The sequence below is a fragment of the Acidovorax sp. GW821-FHT10A04 genome (genome assembly GCF_059415825.1).
The window spans coordinates 259,693-277,709 of record NZ_JBWKNZ010000008.1 but is presented as its reverse complement, the minus strand read 5'-3'; the positions used below and the strand labels follow the sequence as shown (position 1 = coordinate 277,709).

At 67.2% G+C, this 18,017-nt stretch carries 18 protein-coding genes; 13 read left to right on the top strand and 5 right to left on the bottom strand.

Annotated features, from left to right (window positions below):
* Nucleotides 1-164: 164 nt before the first annotated feature.
* The 3 genes from AC07PF_RS18780 to flgA all read right to left on the bottom strand — a co-directional run bounded on the left by AC07PF_RS18780 (nucleotide 165) and on the right by flgA (nucleotide 1,768).
* On the bottom strand, nucleotides 165-551 hold the full coding sequence (locus AC07PF_RS18780; protein ID WP_145697185.1) for a hypothetical protein: 387 nt from the start codon (nucleotides 549-551) through the stop codon (nucleotides 165-167).
* Between the two features lie 51 nt (nucleotides 552-602).
* Complete coding sequence (gene flgM, locus AC07PF_RS18775) at nucleotides 603-932, bottom strand: flagellar biosynthesis anti-sigma factor FlgM (protein WP_007852220.1); 330 nt, start codon at nucleotides 930-932, stop codon at nucleotides 603-605.
* A 92-nt stretch (nucleotides 933-1,024) separates the two neighbouring features.
* Nucleotides 1,025-1,768, bottom strand: a complete 744-nt coding sequence (gene flgA / locus AC07PF_RS18770) for a flagellar basal body P-ring formation chaperone FlgA (protein ID WP_494612842.1) — start codon at nucleotides 1,766-1,768, stop codon at nucleotides 1,025-1,027.
* Between the two features lie 214 nt (nucleotides 1,769-1,982).
* Here flgA and AC07PF_RS18765 point away from each other — a divergent pair, with 214 nt between their 5' ends.
* The 13 genes from AC07PF_RS18765 to AC07PF_RS18705 all read left to right on the top strand — a co-directional run bounded on the left by AC07PF_RS18765 (nucleotide 1,983) and on the right by AC07PF_RS18705 (nucleotide 14,825).
* Nucleotides 1,983-2,474, top strand: coding sequence for a flagellar basal body rod protein FlgB (locus AC07PF_RS18765; protein WP_007852214.1), 492 nt, complete (start codon nucleotides 1,983-1,985; stop codon nucleotides 2,472-2,474).
* A gap of 33 nt (nucleotides 2,475-2,507) precedes the next feature.
* Complete coding sequence (gene flgC / locus AC07PF_RS18760; protein ID WP_007852213.1) at nucleotides 2,508-2,912, top strand: flagellar basal body rod protein FlgC; 405 nt, start codon at nucleotides 2,508-2,510, stop codon at nucleotides 2,910-2,912.
* Between the two features lie 18 nt (nucleotides 2,913-2,930).
* The gene (locus AC07PF_RS18755) at nucleotides 2,931-3,584 is read left to right on the top strand and encodes a flagellar hook assembly protein FlgD (protein ID WP_007852212.1); all 654 of its coding nucleotides are present in this window, start codon (nucleotides 2,931-2,933) and stop codon (nucleotides 3,582-3,584) included.
* Nucleotides 3,585-3,644: 60 nt separating this feature from the next.
* Nucleotides 3,645-4,925, top strand: a complete 1,281-nt coding sequence (gene flgE, locus AC07PF_RS18750; protein WP_007852209.1) for a flagellar hook protein FlgE — start codon at nucleotides 3,645-3,647, stop codon at nucleotides 4,923-4,925.
* A gap of 31 nt (nucleotides 4,926-4,956) precedes the next feature.
* The gene (locus AC07PF_RS18745) at nucleotides 4,957-5,697 is read left to right on the top strand and encodes a flagellar basal body rod protein FlgF (RefSeq protein ID WP_007852208.1); all 741 of its coding nucleotides are present in this window, start codon (nucleotides 4,957-4,959) and stop codon (nucleotides 5,695-5,697) included.
* Between the two features lie 27 nt (nucleotides 5,698-5,724).
* On the top strand, nucleotides 5,725-6,507 hold the full coding sequence (gene flgG, locus AC07PF_RS18740; RefSeq protein WP_007852207.1) for a flagellar basal-body rod protein FlgG: 783 nt from the start codon (nucleotides 5,725-5,727) through the stop codon (nucleotides 6,505-6,507).
* 40 nt (nucleotides 6,508-6,547) lie between these two features.
* Nucleotides 6,548-7,261 carry a flagellar basal body L-ring protein FlgH gene (locus AC07PF_RS18735; protein WP_007852206.1) on the top strand — a complete coding sequence of 238 codons (714 nt, stop codon included), beginning with the start codon at nucleotides 6,548-6,550 and terminating at the stop codon, nucleotides 7,259-7,261.
* Between the two features lie 88 nt (nucleotides 7,262-7,349).
* The gene (locus AC07PF_RS18730) at nucleotides 7,350-7,979 is read left to right on the top strand and encodes a hypothetical protein (RefSeq protein ID WP_494612841.1); all 630 of its coding nucleotides are present in this window, start codon (nucleotides 7,350-7,352) and stop codon (nucleotides 7,977-7,979) included.
* 123 nt (nucleotides 7,980-8,102) lie between these two features.
* Nucleotides 8,103-9,257, top strand: a complete 1,155-nt coding sequence (locus AC07PF_RS18725; protein WP_494612840.1) for a flagellar basal body P-ring protein FlgI — start codon at nucleotides 8,103-8,105, stop codon at nucleotides 9,255-9,257.
* Between the two features lie 2 nt (nucleotides 9,258-9,259).
* Nucleotides 9,260-10,180 carry a flagellar assembly peptidoglycan hydrolase FlgJ gene (flgJ, locus tag AC07PF_RS18720; protein ID WP_494612839.1) on the top strand — a complete coding sequence of 307 codons (921 nt, stop codon included), beginning with the start codon at nucleotides 9,260-9,262 and terminating at the stop codon, nucleotides 10,178-10,180.
* Between the two features lie 16 nt (nucleotides 10,181-10,196).
* Complete coding sequence (flgK, locus tag AC07PF_RS18715; RefSeq protein WP_007852198.1) at nucleotides 10,197-12,125, top strand: flagellar hook-associated protein FlgK; 1,929 nt, start codon at nucleotides 10,197-10,199, stop codon at nucleotides 12,123-12,125.
* A 139-nt stretch (nucleotides 12,126-12,264) separates the two neighbouring features.
* On the top strand, nucleotides 12,265-13,524 hold the full coding sequence (gene flgL, locus AC07PF_RS18710) for a flagellar hook-associated protein FlgL (RefSeq protein ID WP_494612838.1): 1,260 nt from the start codon (nucleotides 12,265-12,267) through the stop codon (nucleotides 13,522-13,524).
* Nucleotides 13,525-13,592: 68 nt separating this feature from the next.
* The gene (locus AC07PF_RS18705) at nucleotides 13,593-14,825 is read left to right on the top strand and encodes an HDOD domain-containing protein (RefSeq protein WP_494612837.1); all 1,233 of its coding nucleotides are present in this window, start codon (nucleotides 13,593-13,595) and stop codon (nucleotides 14,823-14,825) included.
* A gap of 28 nt (nucleotides 14,826-14,853) precedes the next feature.
* Here AC07PF_RS18705 and cls read toward each other — a convergent pair whose 3' ends face one another.
* Both cls and AC07PF_RS18695 read right to left on the bottom strand, forming a co-directional pair.
* Nucleotides 14,854-16,305, bottom strand: coding sequence for a cardiolipin synthase (gene cls / locus AC07PF_RS18700; RefSeq protein WP_108016489.1), 1,452 nt, complete (start codon nucleotides 16,303-16,305; stop codon nucleotides 14,854-14,856).
* Between the two features lie 98 nt (nucleotides 16,306-16,403).
* The gene (locus AC07PF_RS18695) at nucleotides 16,404-17,870 is read right to left on the bottom strand and encodes an aminotransferase-like domain-containing protein (RefSeq protein WP_494612836.1); all 1,467 of its coding nucleotides are present in this window, start codon (nucleotides 17,868-17,870) and stop codon (nucleotides 16,404-16,406) included.
* Nucleotides 17,871-18,017 lie beyond the last annotated feature (147 nt).

Genomic DNA, 18,017 nt, shown 5'->3' with positions numbered 1-18,017 from the left:
CGCAGCCGGTGCGGCGGGGCGGCCCTTGCACGGCCGCCCTCGCTTGGGCAGCGCGCTATCCACGGCCTGCTCCCGGAGCTTGTGCGCCGCAGCGTTTATGTACTAATACAAACGAAGAATTGTGGCCATACAGTGCGGCCTTGCCGCGACTGTAGGCGTGCCGATCAGCCGGCCGAGCGGTAGATCTTGGCGATGCCGGCGGCTTTTTGCTTGCCGCCCAGGCCGTTGCCGTAGGTGGCGTTGGCGGAGCTGTCCTGGGAGGGGACGAGCACGGCGGTCTGGCGGTCGGTGATGGCGGCCAGGCGGGCCAGGCTTTCGCGGTGCACCACCAGGGTGGCGGCGATGGCGTCCATGCGGGCCTTGAGGGCGGGGGTGATGCTGCTCACCTGCTGGCGCGACAGGTCCAGCGCATACGAAAACCGCGCTGCCGCGTCGCGCAGCCCGGTGCTTGCTTGTTCGAGGGTGGGGGCATCTGCCTTGAGCAGGGCGGCAGACACCATCTCGATGTGCTGCTCAACGGCCTGCAGGGCGTCTTCCAAAGGCGTGGTCACGGCGGGTCCTGGTGAATGCGGGCCGGTGACGCCTGGAAGAAAGGGGTCACGCTAGCCGCGCGAGCGGGAAAAAATCTCTTGGGCATTGGCCAGCAGCTTGTCGGCAATCGCGCCGGCACTGACCGTGAAAGTACCTTTTTCGATGGCTGCACGCACGGCTGCCACCTTTTTCGTGTCGAAATCGCTGGCCGCGCGGCCAGCAGGGTCCAGGGCACGGGCTGCCGTGGAAACCGTCACAGGCACGCCAGCGGCCTGGGCTGCCGTAGTGCCCTTGGCCACTCCCTCGGGTGTCGCAGGGGCTGCAGCGGGGGCCTTGGCCTGCTTGGCCTGCCCCGTTTGCGCCAGTGCGCCCGGAAGTTCCGGTTGTTGACCTATCTTCATCGCCTTCTCCAGCGCTCCGATGACACGGAGCTCGTAGCAATGTTTTCGACCCTTCGGCGCTGGACTTTAGCTATTTATGCAGGTGGGATGAATCAAAGGGTAACGTCAACCGTCCCATTTTCACCCACAATACCAGAGATCGTGCGGCCATTGTCCATGCGGACTCGCACAGTCTGGCCTACGGCGCCCGCGGTGAGTGCCTGCCCTGCCGAGGTTACCGCATAACCGGGTCCCTGTGCCACCACCCGCACCTGGGCCCCGGCCTTGAAGATGCTCGGCGCGCGCACCATGGGCTGCCGCAGGGCCTGCCCAGCCACCAGGGGGCGTGAGGCGATCTGGCCGACCCATTGGTCGGGATTGGCCACGATGGGGGCGGCATCCGCCGCCCAGTCCACCTCGGCCTCGGCGGCGTCGCTGGCGGACAGCACCGCGCCGGAGGCCACGTTGCCCGTCAGCACCCATGCCGGCCCCCAGGCCTTGACCGTGACCGGCAGGAACACGTTCCAGGCGGCCTGCCCCTCCACGCAACGCAGGCCCAGGCGGGTGCGGCCCCACAGCCGCGATCCGGCCGGCAGGTAGGGCTCGACCCGGGCACAGGGCGCCAGGCGCAGCCGGGTGTCCAGCGCACCGATGCTCACCTCCATGCGCAGCGGCAGGCCCGCAGGCTGGTTGCGCGTGATGGCATCGTCCAGCCAGCGCTGGGTCAGGGCGGGCAGGTCGGCAGCCGGGTCGGCCACGGCCTGGGCCTGGGCCACGCCGCTGGCCAGCGCGCATGCGAGTGCGGCCAGCGCTGCACGGCCGGCGGTGGACAACAAGGTGGGAAATGCGGGTGCCATGGGGCGCTCCTGGTGGGTCAACGGGGCCCTGCAATCCGGTGCAACGGCCATTTCACGACCATCACTGTAGGCCCTGTGGCCGCCGCCGAACCCCTGAACTGCGGCCGCAAACGCAGGCTCTTCGCGCTTTAGAAAATCCGGGCGGTTTTCATAATCGAGCCACGCCAGAAAACCGTTTTTGCTGGCAGTTTCGCAACCTGGACGTGAGGCAGACATGCTTGACAAGATGACCAACCGGCTGGACTTCCACGGCAACGCACTGATACTGCGTGCCGAGCGCCAGCGTGCCATCGCCAGCAACATCGCCAACGCCGACACCCCCGGCTACGTCGCCCGCGACTTCAAATTCTCCGACGCGCTGAGCAACGCCACGGGCGAGCGCTCCTCGTTCACCGAATCGCCACGCCGCCTTTCCACCACCACGCTGGGCGGCTCCGGCTACACCAGCGAGCGGCCCACGGTCACCATCGGCACCGATCCGCGGCACATCACCGCTTCCACCGCCGACGCGGGCTCTTCGGCCGAGTTGGGCGGCAAGGGCAAGCTGGCCTATTCGCTGCAGACCCAGCCCGCCCTGGACAACAACTCGGTGGACCTGGACCGTGAGCGCGCCGCCTTCGTGGACAACGCCGTGCGCTACGAAGCCACGCTGCGCTTCATCAACGGCAACGCCAAGACCATGCTCAGCGCCATCCAGGGCCAGTAAGCAGCCCTACCGCGATAGAAGAGGCTCCCCACCATGTCCATGTTCTCCATCTTCAACGTCTCGGGCAGCGCCATCAGCGCGCAGTCCCAGCGCCTGAACGTCGTGGCCAGCAATCTGGCCAACGTCGATGCGGTGGCCGGCCCCGATGGCAATGCCTACAAGGCCCGCCAGGTGGTCTTTCGCACGACCAACATGGGCGAGCAGGGCTCGGACGGTGTGCGCGTGAGCGCCATCACCGAAAGCAATGTGCCCGGCCGCAAGATCCACGACCCCAGCCATCCCTCCGCCGACGAACAGGGCTACGTGACCCATTCCAACGTGAATGCCGTGGAAGAGATGGTGAACATGATTTCCGCGTCGCGCTCGTACCAGAACAACGTCGAAGTGATGAACACCGCCAAGACCCTTCTGCTCAAGACCCTGCAGATGGGCCAGTAACCCCGGGAGACCCTCGCCATGATCCTCAGCGCCACCAATGCCGCCACGACCGCCGATACCGCCAATGCCAAGGCGACGGCGGCCAACGACCCTGCCGCCTCCCAGGACCGGTTCCTCAAGCTGCTGGTTGCCCAGCTCAACAACCAGGACCCGATGAACCCGCTGGACAACGCCCAGATGACCTCACAGATCGCGCAGATCAACACCGTCACCGGCATCCAGCAGCTCAACACCACCATGGCCAGCATGGCTGCCCAGTTCAACTCGCTGCAGGTCATGCAGGGCACGACCCTGGTCGGGCGCAATGTGTTGACCGAGGGTTCGGGCATGAACGTGGCCGACAAGGTGGGCAAGGCCGGATTCGAGATTGCCTACCCAGCCACCAAGGTGGAGGTGGAAGTGGTGACCCCCGGCGGCCAGGTGGTCGACACCTTGGACCTGGGTCCCAAGGACGCGGGCCGCCACAATTTCGAATGGGATGCCAGCGCCTACAAAGGCAGCACCGAGGGGCTGCAGTTCCGCGTCAAGGCGGTCAACGGGGCCACCACGCTCGAATACGCCCCGCTCACCCTGTCCAAGGTCACGGCCGCTGGAGCCACCGACGGCCAGCTCGTGCTCACGCTGGCCAACGGCAAGAACATCAACTACAGCCAGATCAAGTCCCTGGTCTGACGCTGCCCTCCCCCTTCGTCCCCAGACACCTGAACACCACGCCCCCTCAAGGAGAACACCATGGGTTTCCAGCAAGGCCTCTCCGGCCTGAACGCCGCCAGCAAGAACCTGGACGTCATCGGCCACAACATCGCCAACTCCAACACCGTGGGCTTCAAGGCATCGCGTGCGGAATTCGCCGAGATGGTGGCCAATGCCATCGGCTCGGCCGGCGGCTCCAATGCCGGCATCGGCGTGGAAACCGCTGCCGTGGCCCAGCAGTTCACGCAGGGCAACCTGACCATCACCGGCAACAGCCTGGACGTGGCGATCAATGGCAACGGCTTCTTCACGCTGCAGCTGCCTGACGGTTCTTCCGCCTACACCCGGGCCGGCAACTTCAAGCTGGACAAGGTGGGCAACATGGTCACCAACGACAACGCCAAGGTCATGGGCTACCCCATCGACCCGACCACGGGGCTGCGCACCGGCACCGATCCGATTCCCATGGTGTTCCCGACCTCCGAACCGATTCCTGCCAGGCAGACGACCAAGATCACCGCCGCCTTCAACCTCGATGCGCGTGCCACGGACGCCGCGGGCGACCCGGCCGCCACGCCGCCCGTGCCGGCCACGCCACGCGCCACCTACGGCACTTCGATCAACGTGTTCGACAGCCAGGGCGTGGCCAAGCCGGTCAACCTGTACTTCCAGAAGACCGCCACGGACAACACCTGGGACGTGTACGACGCGCTCGACGACCCCACGGCCGTGCCCCCCGTGGTGGCCACGGCCATCGGCCAGATCACCTTCGACAACAACGGCGTGATCACCGGCCCGGCCGCCACGCCACCAGCCACCGGCTTCTCGCTGGCGCTGAACGTGAACCCCACGCCGCCCAACCCGAACAACCTGCCGGCCTACAACGTGGACGTGCAACTGGACGACGTGACGCAGTTCGGCCGCAAGTTCTCGGTGTCCGACCTCTCGCAGGACGGCTATACCGCGGGTGACCTCACGGGCATCAACGTCGAGAACAACGGCATGATCATGACGCGCTACTCCAACGGCGTCACGCGCGCCGAAGGCCAGATCGCGCTGTCGAGCTTCCGCAACACGCAGGGCCTGGCCTCGGTGGGCGGCAACAACTGGGTGGCCACCTTCGAATCAGGCCAGCCCGTCATGGGAACGGCCACGGACGGGAACTTCGGTGCACTGCGCTCAGGCGCGCTGGAGGACTCTAACGTGGACCTCACGGCCGAACTCGTGAACATGATGACCGCGCAGCGCACCTACCAGGCCAATGCGCAGACCATCAAGACGCAAGACCAGGTGATGTCCACCCTGGTGAACCTGCGCTGACCCGCACCTGACCACCTGACCGGAAGCCGCCATGGACCGCATCATCTACACCTCCATGACAGGGGCCAACGCCGCTGCCCACCGGCAGTCGGTGCTGGCCAACAACCTGGCCAATGCGTCCACCAACGGCTTTCGCGCGGAGATGTCCACTTTCCGCTCCGTCCCGCTGCAAGGCGATGGCTCCACCACGCGCGTGTTTGCGCTCGAAGCCACCTCGGGCCATGTCGACAAGCCGGGCCCCGTGCAGCGCACCGGCCGGGCCCTCGATGCCATGGCCGTCGGCAACGCCTGGTTTGCCGTGCAGGGCCTCGATGGCCTGGAAGCCTACACGCGCAATGGCGGCTTCGAGGTTTCGCCCACCGGTGCCTTGCTGACCAACACCGGGCTGCCCGTGCTCTCGGACGGCGGCGGCCCCATCGATGTGCCGCCCGGCGCGGAAGTGTCGCTGGGTGCCGACGGCACCCTCACCGCCAAGACCGCGGGCCAGCCACCAGCGGCCATCGGGCGCCTGAAACTGGCCACGCCCACCGCCGAAGACCCGCTCAAGCGTGGCGACGACGGGCTGTTCCGCGCCGCCTCGGGCGAACAGATTCCCAACGACCCCAATGCACGCCTGCTGTCGGGCGCGATCGAAGGCTCCAACGTGAACGCCGTGGAAACCATGGTCGGCATGATCGCCGCCTCGCGCCAATTCGAGCAGCAGATCAAGATGCTGCAGACCGCGGAAGCCGATGACAAAGCCGCCAGCCAGTTGCTGAGCATCAACGGCTGAACCGCCACCAGCCCCTAGGAAAACGCCATGATCAATTCCCTCTGGATCGCCAAGACCGGCATGGAGGCCCAGCAGACCCAGCTGGACGTCATCTCCCACAACCTGGCCAATGTCTCCACCACCGGCTACAAGCGCGCCAACGCGGTGTTCGAAGACCTGATCTACCAGAACCTGCGCCAGGTGGGCTCGCAGACCACCGAGCAAAGCCAGCTGCCCACCGGCCTGCACCTGGGCCTGGGTGTGCGCACCGTGGCCACCGCCCGCAACTTCATGCAGGGCAGCATGCAGCAGTCCAACAACAACCTGGACGTGGCCATCAAGGGCAATGGCTTCTTCGAGGTCACGCAGCCCGACGGCACCATCGGCTACACCCGCGACGGCTCGTTCCAGCTCGACTCGCAGGGCCGCCTGGTCACGTCCAGCGGCCTGCCCATCGCCAACGGCATTACCGTGCCCCCCAACGCCACCAGCGTCTCCATCAGCGCCGAAGGTGCCGTCACGGCCACGGTGCCGGGCAACACCGCGCCCCAGCCACTGGGCAACATCGCCATGGCCACCTTCGTGAACCCGGGCGGCCTGGAGCCACGCGGCCAGAACCTGTTCATCGAGACCGCCGCCTCGGGCCAGCCCCAGCAGGGCACGCCCGGCACCAACGGCCTGGGCACCATCCTGCAGGGCTACCTCGAAACCTCCAACGTGAACGTGGTGCAGGAGTTGGTGACCATGATCCAGACCCAGCGCGCCTACGAAATGAATTCCAAGGCCATCCAGACCTCGGACCAGATGCTGGCCAAGCTCAGCCAGATGTAAACCGCAGACAGGCCACAAGCCCCTTGCCAGGATTCTTCCCATGACCTTCCTCCACGCTTTCCAGGACGCCCGCGCCCGCCTCCTTGCATGGCCCAGCCTGGTCGCAGCCGTGCTCAGCACCGGCTGCGCCAGCATGTCCCCACCACCGCCCGTGGACATCCTGCCCACCACGCCGCCGCCCCTGGCCGCGGTCATGCCGCGCACGCCGCCACCGGTCACCGGAGGCCTGTTCCACACCGCCAGCTACCGCCCTTCGTTCGAAGACCGGCGTGCACGCCTGGTGGGCGACAACGTCACCATCCAGATCGTGGAGAACGTGACGGCCAGCCAGAAGTCCTCTTCCACCGTGGACCGCACCTCCAAGGTCAGCAGCGGCGTGACGGCGCTGCCGTTCACCGGCCAGAAGTTCACCGACAAGCTGGGCGTGGGCGCCAATTCGGAAAATGCCTTCGAGGGCAAGGGCGGCACGGAAAGCGCCAACACCTTCCAGGGCTCGATCACCGCGACCGTCATCGACGTGCTGCCCAATGGCCACCTGATCGTGGCCGGTGAAAAGCAGATCGGCGTGAACCAGAACGTGGACGTGCTGCGCTTCTCGGGCACGGTGGATCCACGTGCCCTGCAGCCCGGCTCCATCGTCGCCTCCACCCAGGTCGCCAATGTGCGTGTCGAGTCGCGCGGCCGCGGCGCCCAGAACGAAGCCCAGGTGACCGGCTGGCTGGGCCGCTTCTTCAACACCGTGACTCCGTTCTGATACAAAATGTGACCGGGCGCCTGTGAGTTGGCTGCGGACCAGGCAGCCAGCGCAGCGCCCTTTGTGCATTCAGACCCGAGGTTTCACGATGTCCTTTTCTCGCAGCTCCCTGGCATGCGGCTTCATGGCCCTGGCCGCTGCATTCTCGCCAGCCACCCAGGCGCAGCCCACCACCTACGCCTATTCCGTGGCCTTGTCCCTGGCATTGCCCAAGGGCTCGGCTGCCGAGACCGCCTCCAAGAACAAGACCCTGCCGGCAGGCATCAAGTTCTCGCCCTGCGACGCCACGGCGCTGGACCAGTTGGCCTTCACCCTCAAATACGACGCCGGCAAGCCGACCGTGGGCACCACCCCGGGCACGCTGCAGAACGTGTATGTGATCTTCCACCGGGATGGCGGGCTGTTCTTCCCCCTGGTGCGCAACCCGCTGATGACCGCCGGGGCGATCTTCAAGGTGTACCCCGCATCCGGCAGCATCCAGGCCATCGACACCTACACCGCCGCCAGCGACAACCTGGGCGGCGCGCAGACCGAGGTGATCCTGGGCGGCAATCTCACGGTGCACGGGATCGACTCCGGCGTCTGGCTCATCACCGCCATCATTGCGCCGGCCTCCACGGTGAATTTCGACGACCCCCGCACCTGGAGCGCCTGGGACACGCTGCCCTTCATGCTGCGCAAGCCCTGGAAGGGCCTCATCAACAACAGCTGCGAGTGACATCGCGGGCAGAGCGCTGCCAGCGGTTGGAGGCAGCGGACCCGTCCTTGTAACAAGGCCTTCGCCAAAAGGCGGGTGAATTCGCCTCTTTTTGGGCATTCCCTTGTGCGGCAACCGCCCACAATGAAGCCCATGAAAGCCTTGCCCTCCCCCTTCCTGGCACACCCCCTGCGCGCGCTGTGGCTGTCGGCCATGGCCCTGGCCCTGGTGTGTGCCGCGTGGCCGGCGCATGCGCTGCGCATCAAGGAAATCGCGGCGGTGCAGGGCGTGCGTACCAACCAGTTGACCGGCTACGGCTTGGTCGTGGGCCTGGACGGCACGGGTGACCAGACCACCCAGATGCCTTACACCACGCAGGCCATGTCCAACTACCTGCAGCAGATGGGCATCAGCCTGCCGCCTGGCACGGCTTCGCAGCTGCAGCTCAAGAACGTGGCGGCCGTGATCGTCACGGCCCAGTTGCCCGCCTTTGCGCAGCCAGGCCAGCAGATCGACGTCAACGTCTCCTCCATGGGCAACTCCAAGTCGCTCAAGGGCGGCATGCTGATGGTCACGCCCCTGCGCGGTGCCGACGGCGAGATCTACGCCCTGGCCCAGGGCAACCTGGTGGTGGGCGGTGCCGGCGCGTCGTCCGGCGGCAGCAAGGTGCAGATCAACCACCTGGCCGCTGGCCGCATCCCCCTGGGTGCGCAGGTCGAGCGCTCCGTTCCCACCCCGCTCAACGAGGGTGACACCATCAGCCTGGGCCTCAATGCCTCGGATTTCCAGACCGCCCGCCGCGTGGCCCAGGTCATCAACACCCGGCTGGGCAACGGCCTGGCTACGGCCCTGGACGGCCGCACGGTGCAGGTGCGCGCCCCCAGCGATCCCGGTGCCCGCGTGGGCTTCATCGCCGATCTGGAAGAGCTGCCGTTCGAGCTGTCGGCCCCCGCCGCCAAGGTGGTGATCAACGCCCGCACCGGCTCCATCGTGCTCAACCAGGCCGTGACCCTGGGGCCCTGTGCCATCGCGCACGGCAACCTGTCCATCACCATCAGTTCGCGCCCCGTCATCAGCCAGCCCAATCCGCTGTCGCAGGGGCAGACCGTGGTCACGCAGCAAAGCGACATCAAGATCAACCAGGAGCCGGGCAACATCATCCAGATGCCGCCCTCGCCGCAGCTGGCCGACGTGGTGCGCGCACTGAACACGCTGGGCGCCACGCCGGGTGACCTGCTGGCCATCCTGCAGGCCATCAAGGCCGCCGGCGCCCTGAACGCCGAGCTCGAAGTGATCTGACCATGGCCCTCACGCTGCCTTCGTCCTCCACCACCAGCACGTCCAATGCGCTGGCGGCCGACGTTCGCTCGCTGAACGCGCTCAAGTACGAAGCCGGCGCCAACAATCCCCAGGCCACGAAAGAGGCCGCCAAGCAGTTCGAATCGCTGTTCATGCGCGAGCTGATCAAAAGCATGCGCGAGGCCACCATGAAATCCGGCCTGATGGACGGCGCCCAGGGCGACCTGGGCACCGACCTGCTGGACCAGCAGCTGTCGGTGCAGATGGCCGGCCAGCCCGGCGGACTGTCCGAAGCCATCGCGCGCCAGCTCTCGCGCCAGATGGGCGGCCCCGATCCATCGTTCTCCGTGCCCTCCACGGTCAGCCTGTCGCAGATCCAGCGCCCGGCAGCCGCCAAGGTGAGCGCCAGCCCCACCAGCACCGAAGCCGTGGGCCAGGCCCCCAAGGGCCGCGACGGCTTTGTGCAGCACCTGAGCGGCACGGCCGAGAAGGTCTCGCAGGAGAGTGGCATCCCCGCGAGCTTCATGCTCGGCCAGGCCGGCCACGAGACCGGCTGGGGCAAGAGCGAGATCAAGAACGCCGACGGCAGCAACTCCTTCAACCTGTTCGGCATCAAGGCCGGCAAGGGCTGGACCGGCAAGGTCGCCGAGATCACGACCACCGAGTACATCAACGGCACACCGCGCAAGGTGGTGGCCAAATTCCGGGCCTACGACTCGTACGAGGATTCGTTTCGCGACTACGCGCGCCTCATCAAGGAAAGCCCCCGCTATGAAAAGGCGGAGTCCGTGGCGCAGTCCGGCTCGGCCATGGCCTATGCCTCCGCGTTGCAGAAGGCAGGCTATGCCACCGACCCCGAGTACGCCAGGAAGCTCAGCGGCGCCATCAACAGCGTGCAGCGTGCGCAACGTGCGCAGGCCTGAGAACACGAGGTAAACCATGAGCTTGCTCAACGTCGGCGCCCGCGCCCTGCTCGCCAACCAGGTCGCCCTGCAGACTGCCGGCAACAACATTGCCAACGTCAACACGCCGGGCTATTCGCGCCAGACCGTGGTGCTGCAGACCGTGCAGGGCCAGTTCACGGGCGGCGGCTACATCGGCCAGGGCGTGGACGTGCAGACCATCCTGCGCAACCAGAGCGAATTGCTCACGCGCCAGTCGGCCACGGCAGGCTCCGTGCAGGCCGGCGACATCGTGCGCGCCGAGCGCCTGCGCCAGCTGCAGGAGGTGTTCAGCGGCGGTGCCACGGGCCTGGGCGCCGCCATCAACGACATGATGAACGCGTTCTCGGACGTGGTGAGCGCCCCCACCGACATCACGGCCCGCACGCTGGCGCTCACGCGCATGGACGAAACCGCCTCGCGCATGCGCTCCGCGGCCGAACGCGTCGACGAGGTCGAGTACACGGTCAAGGAACAGCTGCAAAGCAGCATCACCGCCATCAACAGCCTGGCGGGGCAGATCGCGGCCGTGAACGAGCAGATCGCGCGCGCCAAGGGCAATGGCCAGACACCCAACGACCTGCTCGACAACCGCGACCAGCTGATCCGCGAAATGAACCAGTACGTGCAGACCACGCAGATTCCTGCGGACGACGGCACGATCGGCCTGTTCGTGGGCGGCAGCCAGCCGCTGGTGCTGGGCACCACGCCATCGCAGGTGTCCGTGGACGATGCCACGCAGTTCCCCGGCAGCGGCCAGCTCAAGCTGTTCTTCAACCGCCCGGGATCACCGCCCATCGAGGTGGACGAGAACATGCTCGGTGGCGGTTCCGTCTCGGGGCTGCTGCGCTTCAACAACACCGACCTGTCGGAAAGCCGCAACCTGCTCGGGCGCATGGCCATGGCCATCGGCATGACCATGAACGAGCAGCACAAGCTCGGCCTCACGCTGGACGGCCAGGTGGGCAAGGACCTGTTCAGCATCCCCACCAGCATGCCGGGCCTGACCAACGGCGCCGGCGTGGGCAACGTGACCTTCAGCGACCCGACCAAGTTCGCGGCCTCCGACTACGAGATCCGCTTCACCACCGGCACGGCCGGCCAGGTGGTGCGCCTGTCCGACGGCAAGGCCACGCCCTTCACCGACGCCGCCAACCTGGCGACGCTGGACATCGACGGGCTGACCTTCAACCTCACGACGCCGGGCGTGCCGGGCGACCGCATGCTGTTCCAGCCGTTCAATACGGCGGGGGCCAACATCAACGCCCTGGTGTACTCGCCGCGCGACCTGGCGGCAGCCAACCCGATCAACGCCGCCATGGGCACCACCAATGGCGGCACGCTGCAGCTGTCCGGCCTCAAGGCCACCGACACCCTGGTGACCCCGCCCATCCCGGGCGGCGTGACGCTGACCTTCACGGCCGGGCCGCCCACGACCTACGCCGTGACCGGCTCGACCACGCCCCCATCGGGCACGGCGGGCCTGGCCTATACCTCCGGCTCCACCATCACCATCGATGGCTGGGAAATCAAGCTGCAGGGCTCGCCCAAGACCGGCGATACCGTGCGCGTCGGCAACGCGCTGGACCCCCAGTACGGCGACACCTACACGCGCAATGCCGGCAATGCCACTGCGCTGATGAACCTGCGCGACGTGAAGATGTTCGACGAATCCACGCTCGCCGATGGCTATGCCGGCCTGATGGCCCAGGTCGGCACGCGCACGCAGAGCGCCACCTTCGCCGCCGAGCTGTCCACCACCATCGCGGCCAACCTGGAGCGTGACCGCACGGCCGTATCGGGCGTCAACCTCGACGAGGAAGCGGCCAAGCTGATCCAGTACCAGCAGGCTTACCAGGCTTCCGCCAAAATGCTGCAGATTGCACAAAGCGTCTTCGACACGCTGATCCAAGGGTTGACACGATGACCCCCCTGAGTCGCTTTGCGCCTTGGCCCTTGCGCGGGGCCACTGGCCCCGGCCGCGCCGGTTTCGCAGGCCGTGGGTGGCGCGCAGCGATGTGGAAAACTAAGATGATCCCCCTCGGGGACTGGTCCAGGAGTACGACATGAGCAACACCCTTTACCGGCTTGGCACGGCCAACATGTACGACAACGCGCTGCGCAATCTCGGCGCGCGCCAGACCAACCTGTCCAACCTGCAGGAGAACCTGACCTCGGGCAAGCGGGTCGTGCGCGCCAGCGACGACCCGGTCTCGGCGGCGCAGGCAGAGCGGGCGCTGACCCGCCTTACCCGCATCCAGACCGAGCAGCGCGCCCTGGAAACCCAGCGCAACGCCGTGGCCCAGTCCGAATCCGCGCTGGGCGACGCCATCGATCTGGTGCAGAACGCGCGCGAACTGATGGTCAATGCCGGCAGTGCGACCCTGACCAGCAACGACCGCGCCACCATCGCCAACCAGTTGCAGAGCCTGCGCGAGCAGTTGCAGACGGTGGCCAACCGCAAGGACACCAACGGCATCCCCCTGCTGGGCGCGCTGGGCAGCGCGCTGGCCCCCTTCCTGGGCCCGCAATCCACCTCGCCGGACTACCTGTTCGATGGGCTTCCCGGGCAATCGGGCAGCACCGGAACCTCGATTCCCAACACCCTGGATGGCGAGTTCGCCTTCATGTTCAAGCCGCAGCGCGACGGTGCCTACAACGTGCAGGTGAACCCGGCGACCATCAACAACAACCAGCAGCTGACGACCACGGGCGTCAAGCCCACGAACCTGGCCCTGGTGACGGGGGACAACTACTCGATCACCTTCAGCGCGGTGGGCCCCGGTGCCACCGTCGGCACCAGCACCGCCACCTACACCATCACCAACACCACCACCGGCGTGGTATCCGCCCCCGTGGTGGTGCCCGATTACCCGACGGACAAGCCGGTGACCATCTCGGTGACCGGCGTTCCGGGGTTGGCCTTCGACATCACCGGCGCACCGGCGAACGGGGATGCCATCACCCTGCAGCCCACGGCCAGTGTCTTCAGCACCCTGGACAGTGCGATCCGTGACCTCCGTGGCGCCCCCAACAGCAACGCGGCCACCCAGGCCGTCGGGCAGGCCCTCACCAACGTGGACATCGGCCTCGAACGCATGAGCAACATGCGCAGCTATGCGGGCGAGCTGCTCAACCGTGCCGACCGCATCACGGGCGACCAGGAAAAGCGCTCGATCCAGCTCGAGGGCGACCGCTCGCGGGCCGAGGATCTGGATATGATCAAGGGCATTTCAGACTTCCAGAACCAGCAGGTGGGCTACGAGGCAGCACTCAAGTCCTATGCCCAGGTCCAGAAGCTGTCCCTGTTCAATTTCATCAGTTAAGCGGGCCTGCCCTGAGCCGCACTCCCTGGCCGGGGGACGGACCCCAACGAGACAACGCCTGAGAGCCCATGGTCCAATCCGTCCTCGGCAGCCTGATCCTGGGGTACCGCCCCCTGTGGAACCGTGCCCGCAAACTCGCTGCGATCCAGCTCTACGTCCAGAACGAATCCCCCAGCGCCATGGTCGATACCGGCCACCTGCTGCGCACGCTGCAGGAGCTGTGGTCCGCCAGCTCGCCGCCCCTGCTGCTGTCGCCCCAGACCCACCAGGTGCTGGCCGACATGCTCGAGCATGCCCCGCGGGGCGCGCCGTGGATCGAGGTGCGTGGCGACTGGCTGCAGGACTCGGGCATCTATGCCCTGGTGAAAGCCGCGCACCAGCGCGGCTTGAAGCTGGTATGGCGCGGCGACATCGGCAAGCTGCCCGAGCCGGCCGTGGCGCAGTGCTTTGACAACAGCCTGCTGAGCCTGACCCCGGCCGATGCGGTCGCGACCCTGCAGGCCAACGCGCGGCCCGGCAGCCCGGCGGCCAGGACGCCGCCCCGGGCCGTGAGCCCCATCCTGGCCGGGCAGATGTACGAGAACATTCCCAGCCGCGCCCTGATGGAGCACTGCCTGGACCAGCACAATGCCCTGGCCCTGGCCGGCTGGCCCACCGAGGACGTGCTCTACAGCGTGCGCCACACGCCCCAGCAACCTTCGCATGCCGTGATCGCCAAGCTGCAGAAGGCCATCGACGCGGAGCAGTCGCTCGAGACCTTCGAGGACATCATGGGCGAGGACCCGCTGCTGGCCTACCGCTTCATGGTCTACACCAACTCGGCGGCACTGGGCCTGCGCACCGGCATCGACTCGCTGCGCCGCGGGCTGGTGATGATGGGCTACGGCTCCATCAAGCGCTGGCTGTCCGACCAGTTGCCCCATGCCAGCACCGACCCCAACATGCTGCCCGTGCGCGAGTCCATGGTGCTGCGCGCCAAGCTCATGACGCAGCTGCTCAACGCCGGGATCGAGAACGACCTGCGCCGCGAGATCTACCTGTGCGGCCTGCTGTCGCAGATCGACGAGCTGCTGCAGGAGCCCCTGGGCACCATCTTGCACCGCATCCCGTTGTCCGAGCGCATCTACGACGCCACCGTGCTGCGCACCGGCCCCTATGCCGCCAGCCTGCAGATGGCCTGTGCGCTGGAGACCGGCGACGCCAGCGCCATCCGCCACCTGTGCGAGACGCAGGAGATGGACCTCGAGGAAGTCAACCGCGGCCTGCTGCGCGTGCTCTCCGACATCGAGGTGCAGCGCTAGTCCACTGAAACCGAGTAATCGGCGGCGGCTACAGCAGCGGCGAGAACAGCCGCGCCGTGGCATCGCACAGGCGCGGCACGAAGGCCTGGCGGCGGCGGGTGGGTACAGCCCGGGCATTGCGCATGTCTGCCTCGAACTGGCGCGCCAGCGGCAAAGCCAGCGCCGACCCGTAGACCACCGCGCAGACCTCGAAGTTGAGCCGGAAGCTGCGGTTGTCGAAGTTGGCCGTGCCGATGAAGGCGCAGTTGTCGTCCACCAGCATGGTCTTGGAATGCAGCATGCCGGCCGTGTACTCCCAGACCTTGACGCCGGCGGCGATCAACTCGTCGAAGTAGGAGCGTGCCGCCGCGCTGACCACGAAGGAATCGCTGCGCCGGGGCACCAGCAGGCGCACGTCCACCCCGCGCAGCGCCGCGCTGGTCAACGCCATGAGCGCCGGCTCGCCGGGCACGAAATACGGCGTGGTGAGCCAGACCCGGTCCACCGCCATGTGGATGGCGGCCACATACACGCGGTGGATGGCCTCGTTGGCGTTGTCCGGTCCCGAGGTGAGGATCTGCACCGGGTGGTCGCCCGGCTCGGTGGCGGGCAGCAGGTGCCGGCTCTCGCGCGCCACGGCACCGGGGCCCTCGCCCGTGGTGTACACCCAGTCCTCCATGAAGGTCATCTGCAACAGGCGCACGGCCCCGCCCTCGATGCGCAGGTGTACGTCGTGGTAGGCATCGCGCCGCGCGCGCTGGTCTTCCTCGTCGGTGACGTTGATGCCGCCCGTGAACCCCACGACGCCGTCGCAGACCACGATCTTGCGGTGGGTGCGGAAGTTGATCACGGGCCGCACACGCCGGCCGATGCGCGAGGCATGGAAGAACGCCACCTGCACGCCCGCATCGAGCAGCGGCGCGAGGAAACGCTTTCCCAGCCGCTTGGAGCCCAGGGCGTCGACCAGCAGCCGCACGATCACCCCCTGGCGCGCTCTCTCGGCCAGCAGGTCGCGCAGGGCCGTGCCGATGCCATCGGGCTCGAAGATGTAGTACTCCAGGTGCACATGGTGGCGCGCCGCGCGGATGGCGTCGAAGATCGCATCGAAGGTCTCGGCGCCGTCGACCAGCAGATCCACCCGGGTGGCGGTGGAGACGCGCAGCTCGCAACTGGCCTCGCCCAGCAGCACCAGTTGCCGCAGGGCCTCGGGAGCGGCAGCGGCCGTCTGGCGCAGGCTGGCGAAGTCGGCATGGGCGTACAGCGCCGACTGGCTGCGCATGCGCTTGATGCGCTGCTTGCGCAGCCGCTGCGGGCCGAAGAAGTAATAGATCACATAGCCCACGAAGGGCAGCAGCGCCATCGACAGGATCCAGCTGAGCGTGGAAACCGGGGGGCGCTTTTGCAGCACGATCCAGACCGCCAATACCGCGATGTACAGGCTCCAGGTGACGGAGACCGTCGTCAGCAGTCCTTCATGCCCGCCAGGAAAGAACTGCACCATGGACTGCAGGCCATCGGTCATTGCGGCCCAGCGCCCTTTTACGTCCATGGTTCCTTCGCGGTAGTGGGATCAGGTGGCGATTGTAGGCAGTGCGCCCATCACCGGCTTTGCTTGACGACGCGCTCGAAGGTGCGCCAGAAAGTCGCGTCCTGCGTGGTCGCGAAGTTGATGCGCATCAGGGTGCTGGGTTTTCGCTCGGCATGGAACAGCGCGCCGGGCGCGAGCAGGTAGCCCTCGTCGAGCATGCGCTGCGACAGCGCATCGGTATCCACCCCCGTGTCCACCCAGCCGAACAGGCCCACCGGGTCGGCCGCGAAGGTACAACCCGCACTCAGTGCCAGCTTGACGCTGCGCGCCCGTGCCGCGTCGAGCCGGGTGCGGATGCGCTCGGCATGCCGGCGCAGCTGGCCCTGTTCGATGCACAGTGCCAGCGCCTTCTCCAGCAGCGCGGGCGTGGTCAGCGTGGCCAGCAGCTTGGTGTCGAGCAGTCGCTCGACCAGGGCCGGCGGCGCGGCCAGGAAGCCGATGCGCCAGTTGGGCGCGAGGATCTTGGCAAAGCCGCTCACGTAGATGGTGCGCTGCAGGCCGTCGAGCGCCGTGAGCCGCGTCGCATGCTCGGGCGCGATGTGGCTGTAGGTGTCGTCCTCGACGATGTGGAAGTTGTGCTGGTTGGCCAACTGCAGGATGCGGTGCGCGCTGCCCGGCGACAGGCAGTAGCCCGTGGGGTTGTGGAACACGCTGACGCTCACGTAGAGTTTGGGCTTGTGCACTTCGCAGTAGCGCGCCATCACCTCCAGATCCGGGCCATCGGCGCGGCGCGGCACCGGCAGGATGTGCATGCCCAGCGCCGACAGGCGCGCGAACTCCACGGCCCAGCCGGGCTCCTCGACCATCACCGGGTCGCCGGGGCGCAGCAGCGTGCGGCTCACGATGTCGAGGGCATGCGTGGCGCCCACGGTGGTGATGATGTTCTCGGGCGCGGTGTGCACGCTCAGTTGGGCCAGCTTCTTGACCAGCAGGCGGCGCAGGCCGCTGTCGCCCAGCGGCTCGCCGTACTGCAGCGAGTACTCCTGCAGCGCCCGGGTGCTCGTGACCTTGCGCACCGCGGCCGGCATGAAGGTGGATTCGAGCCATTGCGGCGGCAGCACGCCCATGCCGGGCTGGGGCTTGTCGCTGATCTTGTGGAACATGCCCCGGATAAGCGCCGTGGCGTTCACCGGCGGCGAACCGCGCCCGGCGCCGCGCGCCGCGAACCAGTGGGCGGTGGTCCAGTTGCCGCCCGCCGCCTCCATGGCCGCGACGTCCACGGCCTCCGGCGCCTCGGCGCCCGCGGGCGCCACCTCGCGCACGAAGAAACCGCGGTTCTTGCGCGCCTCCACCAGGCCCTGCGCCAGCAACTGGTCGTAGGCCGCCACCACGGTGGAGGGGCTCACGCTGTGCTGCAGCGCGCACTGGCGCACCGAGGGCAGGCGCGCGCCCGGTGCCAGCAGCCGGTTGCGGATGCGCTCGCCGAAGCGCGCCGAGAGCTGCTCGGTCAGCGATTGGGTGCTGGTCTTCATCAACATGGCGGCGTCCTCGCAAAACACGTGTACTGTCATCGCAACCAATACAGATCACCAACTGCGCTGTTGTACTGTACTGGTTGTGTACTGGCACAGAAGATTACAGTGAAGGCCAGACGCTGACAAGCCCACGATTCCAGAACCCCACCC

Coding starts and splice junctions, on each gene's coding strand:
- flgA (WP_494612842.1), bottom strand. CDS start 1,768: ATGGCACCCGCATTTCCCACCTTGTTGTCCACCGCCGGCCGTGCAGCG.
- AC07PF_RS18695 (WP_494612836.1), bottom strand. CDS start 17,870: ATGTTGATGAAGACCAGCACCCAATCGCTGACCGAGCAGCTCTCGGCG.
- AC07PF_RS18765 (WP_007852214.1), top strand. CDS start 1,983: ATGCTTGACAAGATGACCAACCGGCTGGACTTCCACGGCAACGCACTG.
- AC07PF_RS18725 (WP_494612840.1), top strand. CDS start 8,103: ATGAAGCCCATGAAAGCCTTGCCCTCCCCCTTCCTGGCACACCCCCTG.
- flgK (WP_007852198.1), top strand. CDS start 10,197: ATGAGCTTGCTCAACGTCGGCGCCCGCGCCCTGCTCGCCAACCAGGTC.
- AC07PF_RS18705 (WP_494612837.1), top strand. CDS start 13,593: ATGGTCCAATCCGTCCTCGGCAGCCTGATCCTGGGGTACCGCCCCCTG.
- cls (WP_108016489.1), bottom strand. CDS start 16,305: ATGGTGCAGTTCTTTCCTGGCGGGCATGAAGGACTGCTGACGACGGTC.
- flgL (WP_494612838.1), top strand. CDS start 12,265: ATGAGCAACACCCTTTACCGGCTTGGCACGGCCAACATGTACGACAAC.
- flgE (WP_007852209.1), top strand. CDS start 3,645: ATGGGTTTCCAGCAAGGCCTCTCCGGCCTGAACGCCGCCAGCAAGAAC.
- flgM (WP_007852220.1), bottom strand. CDS start 932: ATGAAGATAGGTCAACAACCGGAACTTCCGGGCGCACTGGCGCAAACG.
- AC07PF_RS18755 (WP_007852212.1), top strand. CDS start 2,931: ATGATCCTCAGCGCCACCAATGCCGCCACGACCGCCGATACCGCCAAT.
- flgG (WP_007852207.1), top strand. CDS start 5,725: ATGATCAATTCCCTCTGGATCGCCAAGACCGGCATGGAGGCCCAGCAG.
- flgC (WP_007852213.1), top strand. CDS start 2,508: ATGTCCATGTTCTCCATCTTCAACGTCTCGGGCAGCGCCATCAGCGCG.
- AC07PF_RS18745 (WP_007852208.1), top strand. CDS start 4,957: ATGGACCGCATCATCTACACCTCCATGACAGGGGCCAACGCCGCTGCC.
- AC07PF_RS18735 (WP_007852206.1), top strand. CDS start 6,548: ATGACCTTCCTCCACGCTTTCCAGGACGCCCGCGCCCGCCTCCTTGCA.
- flgJ (WP_494612839.1), top strand. CDS start 9,260: ATGGCCCTCACGCTGCCTTCGTCCTCCACCACCAGCACGTCCAATGCG.
- AC07PF_RS18730 (WP_494612841.1), top strand. CDS start 7,350: ATGTCCTTTTCTCGCAGCTCCCTGGCATGCGGCTTCATGGCCCTGGCC.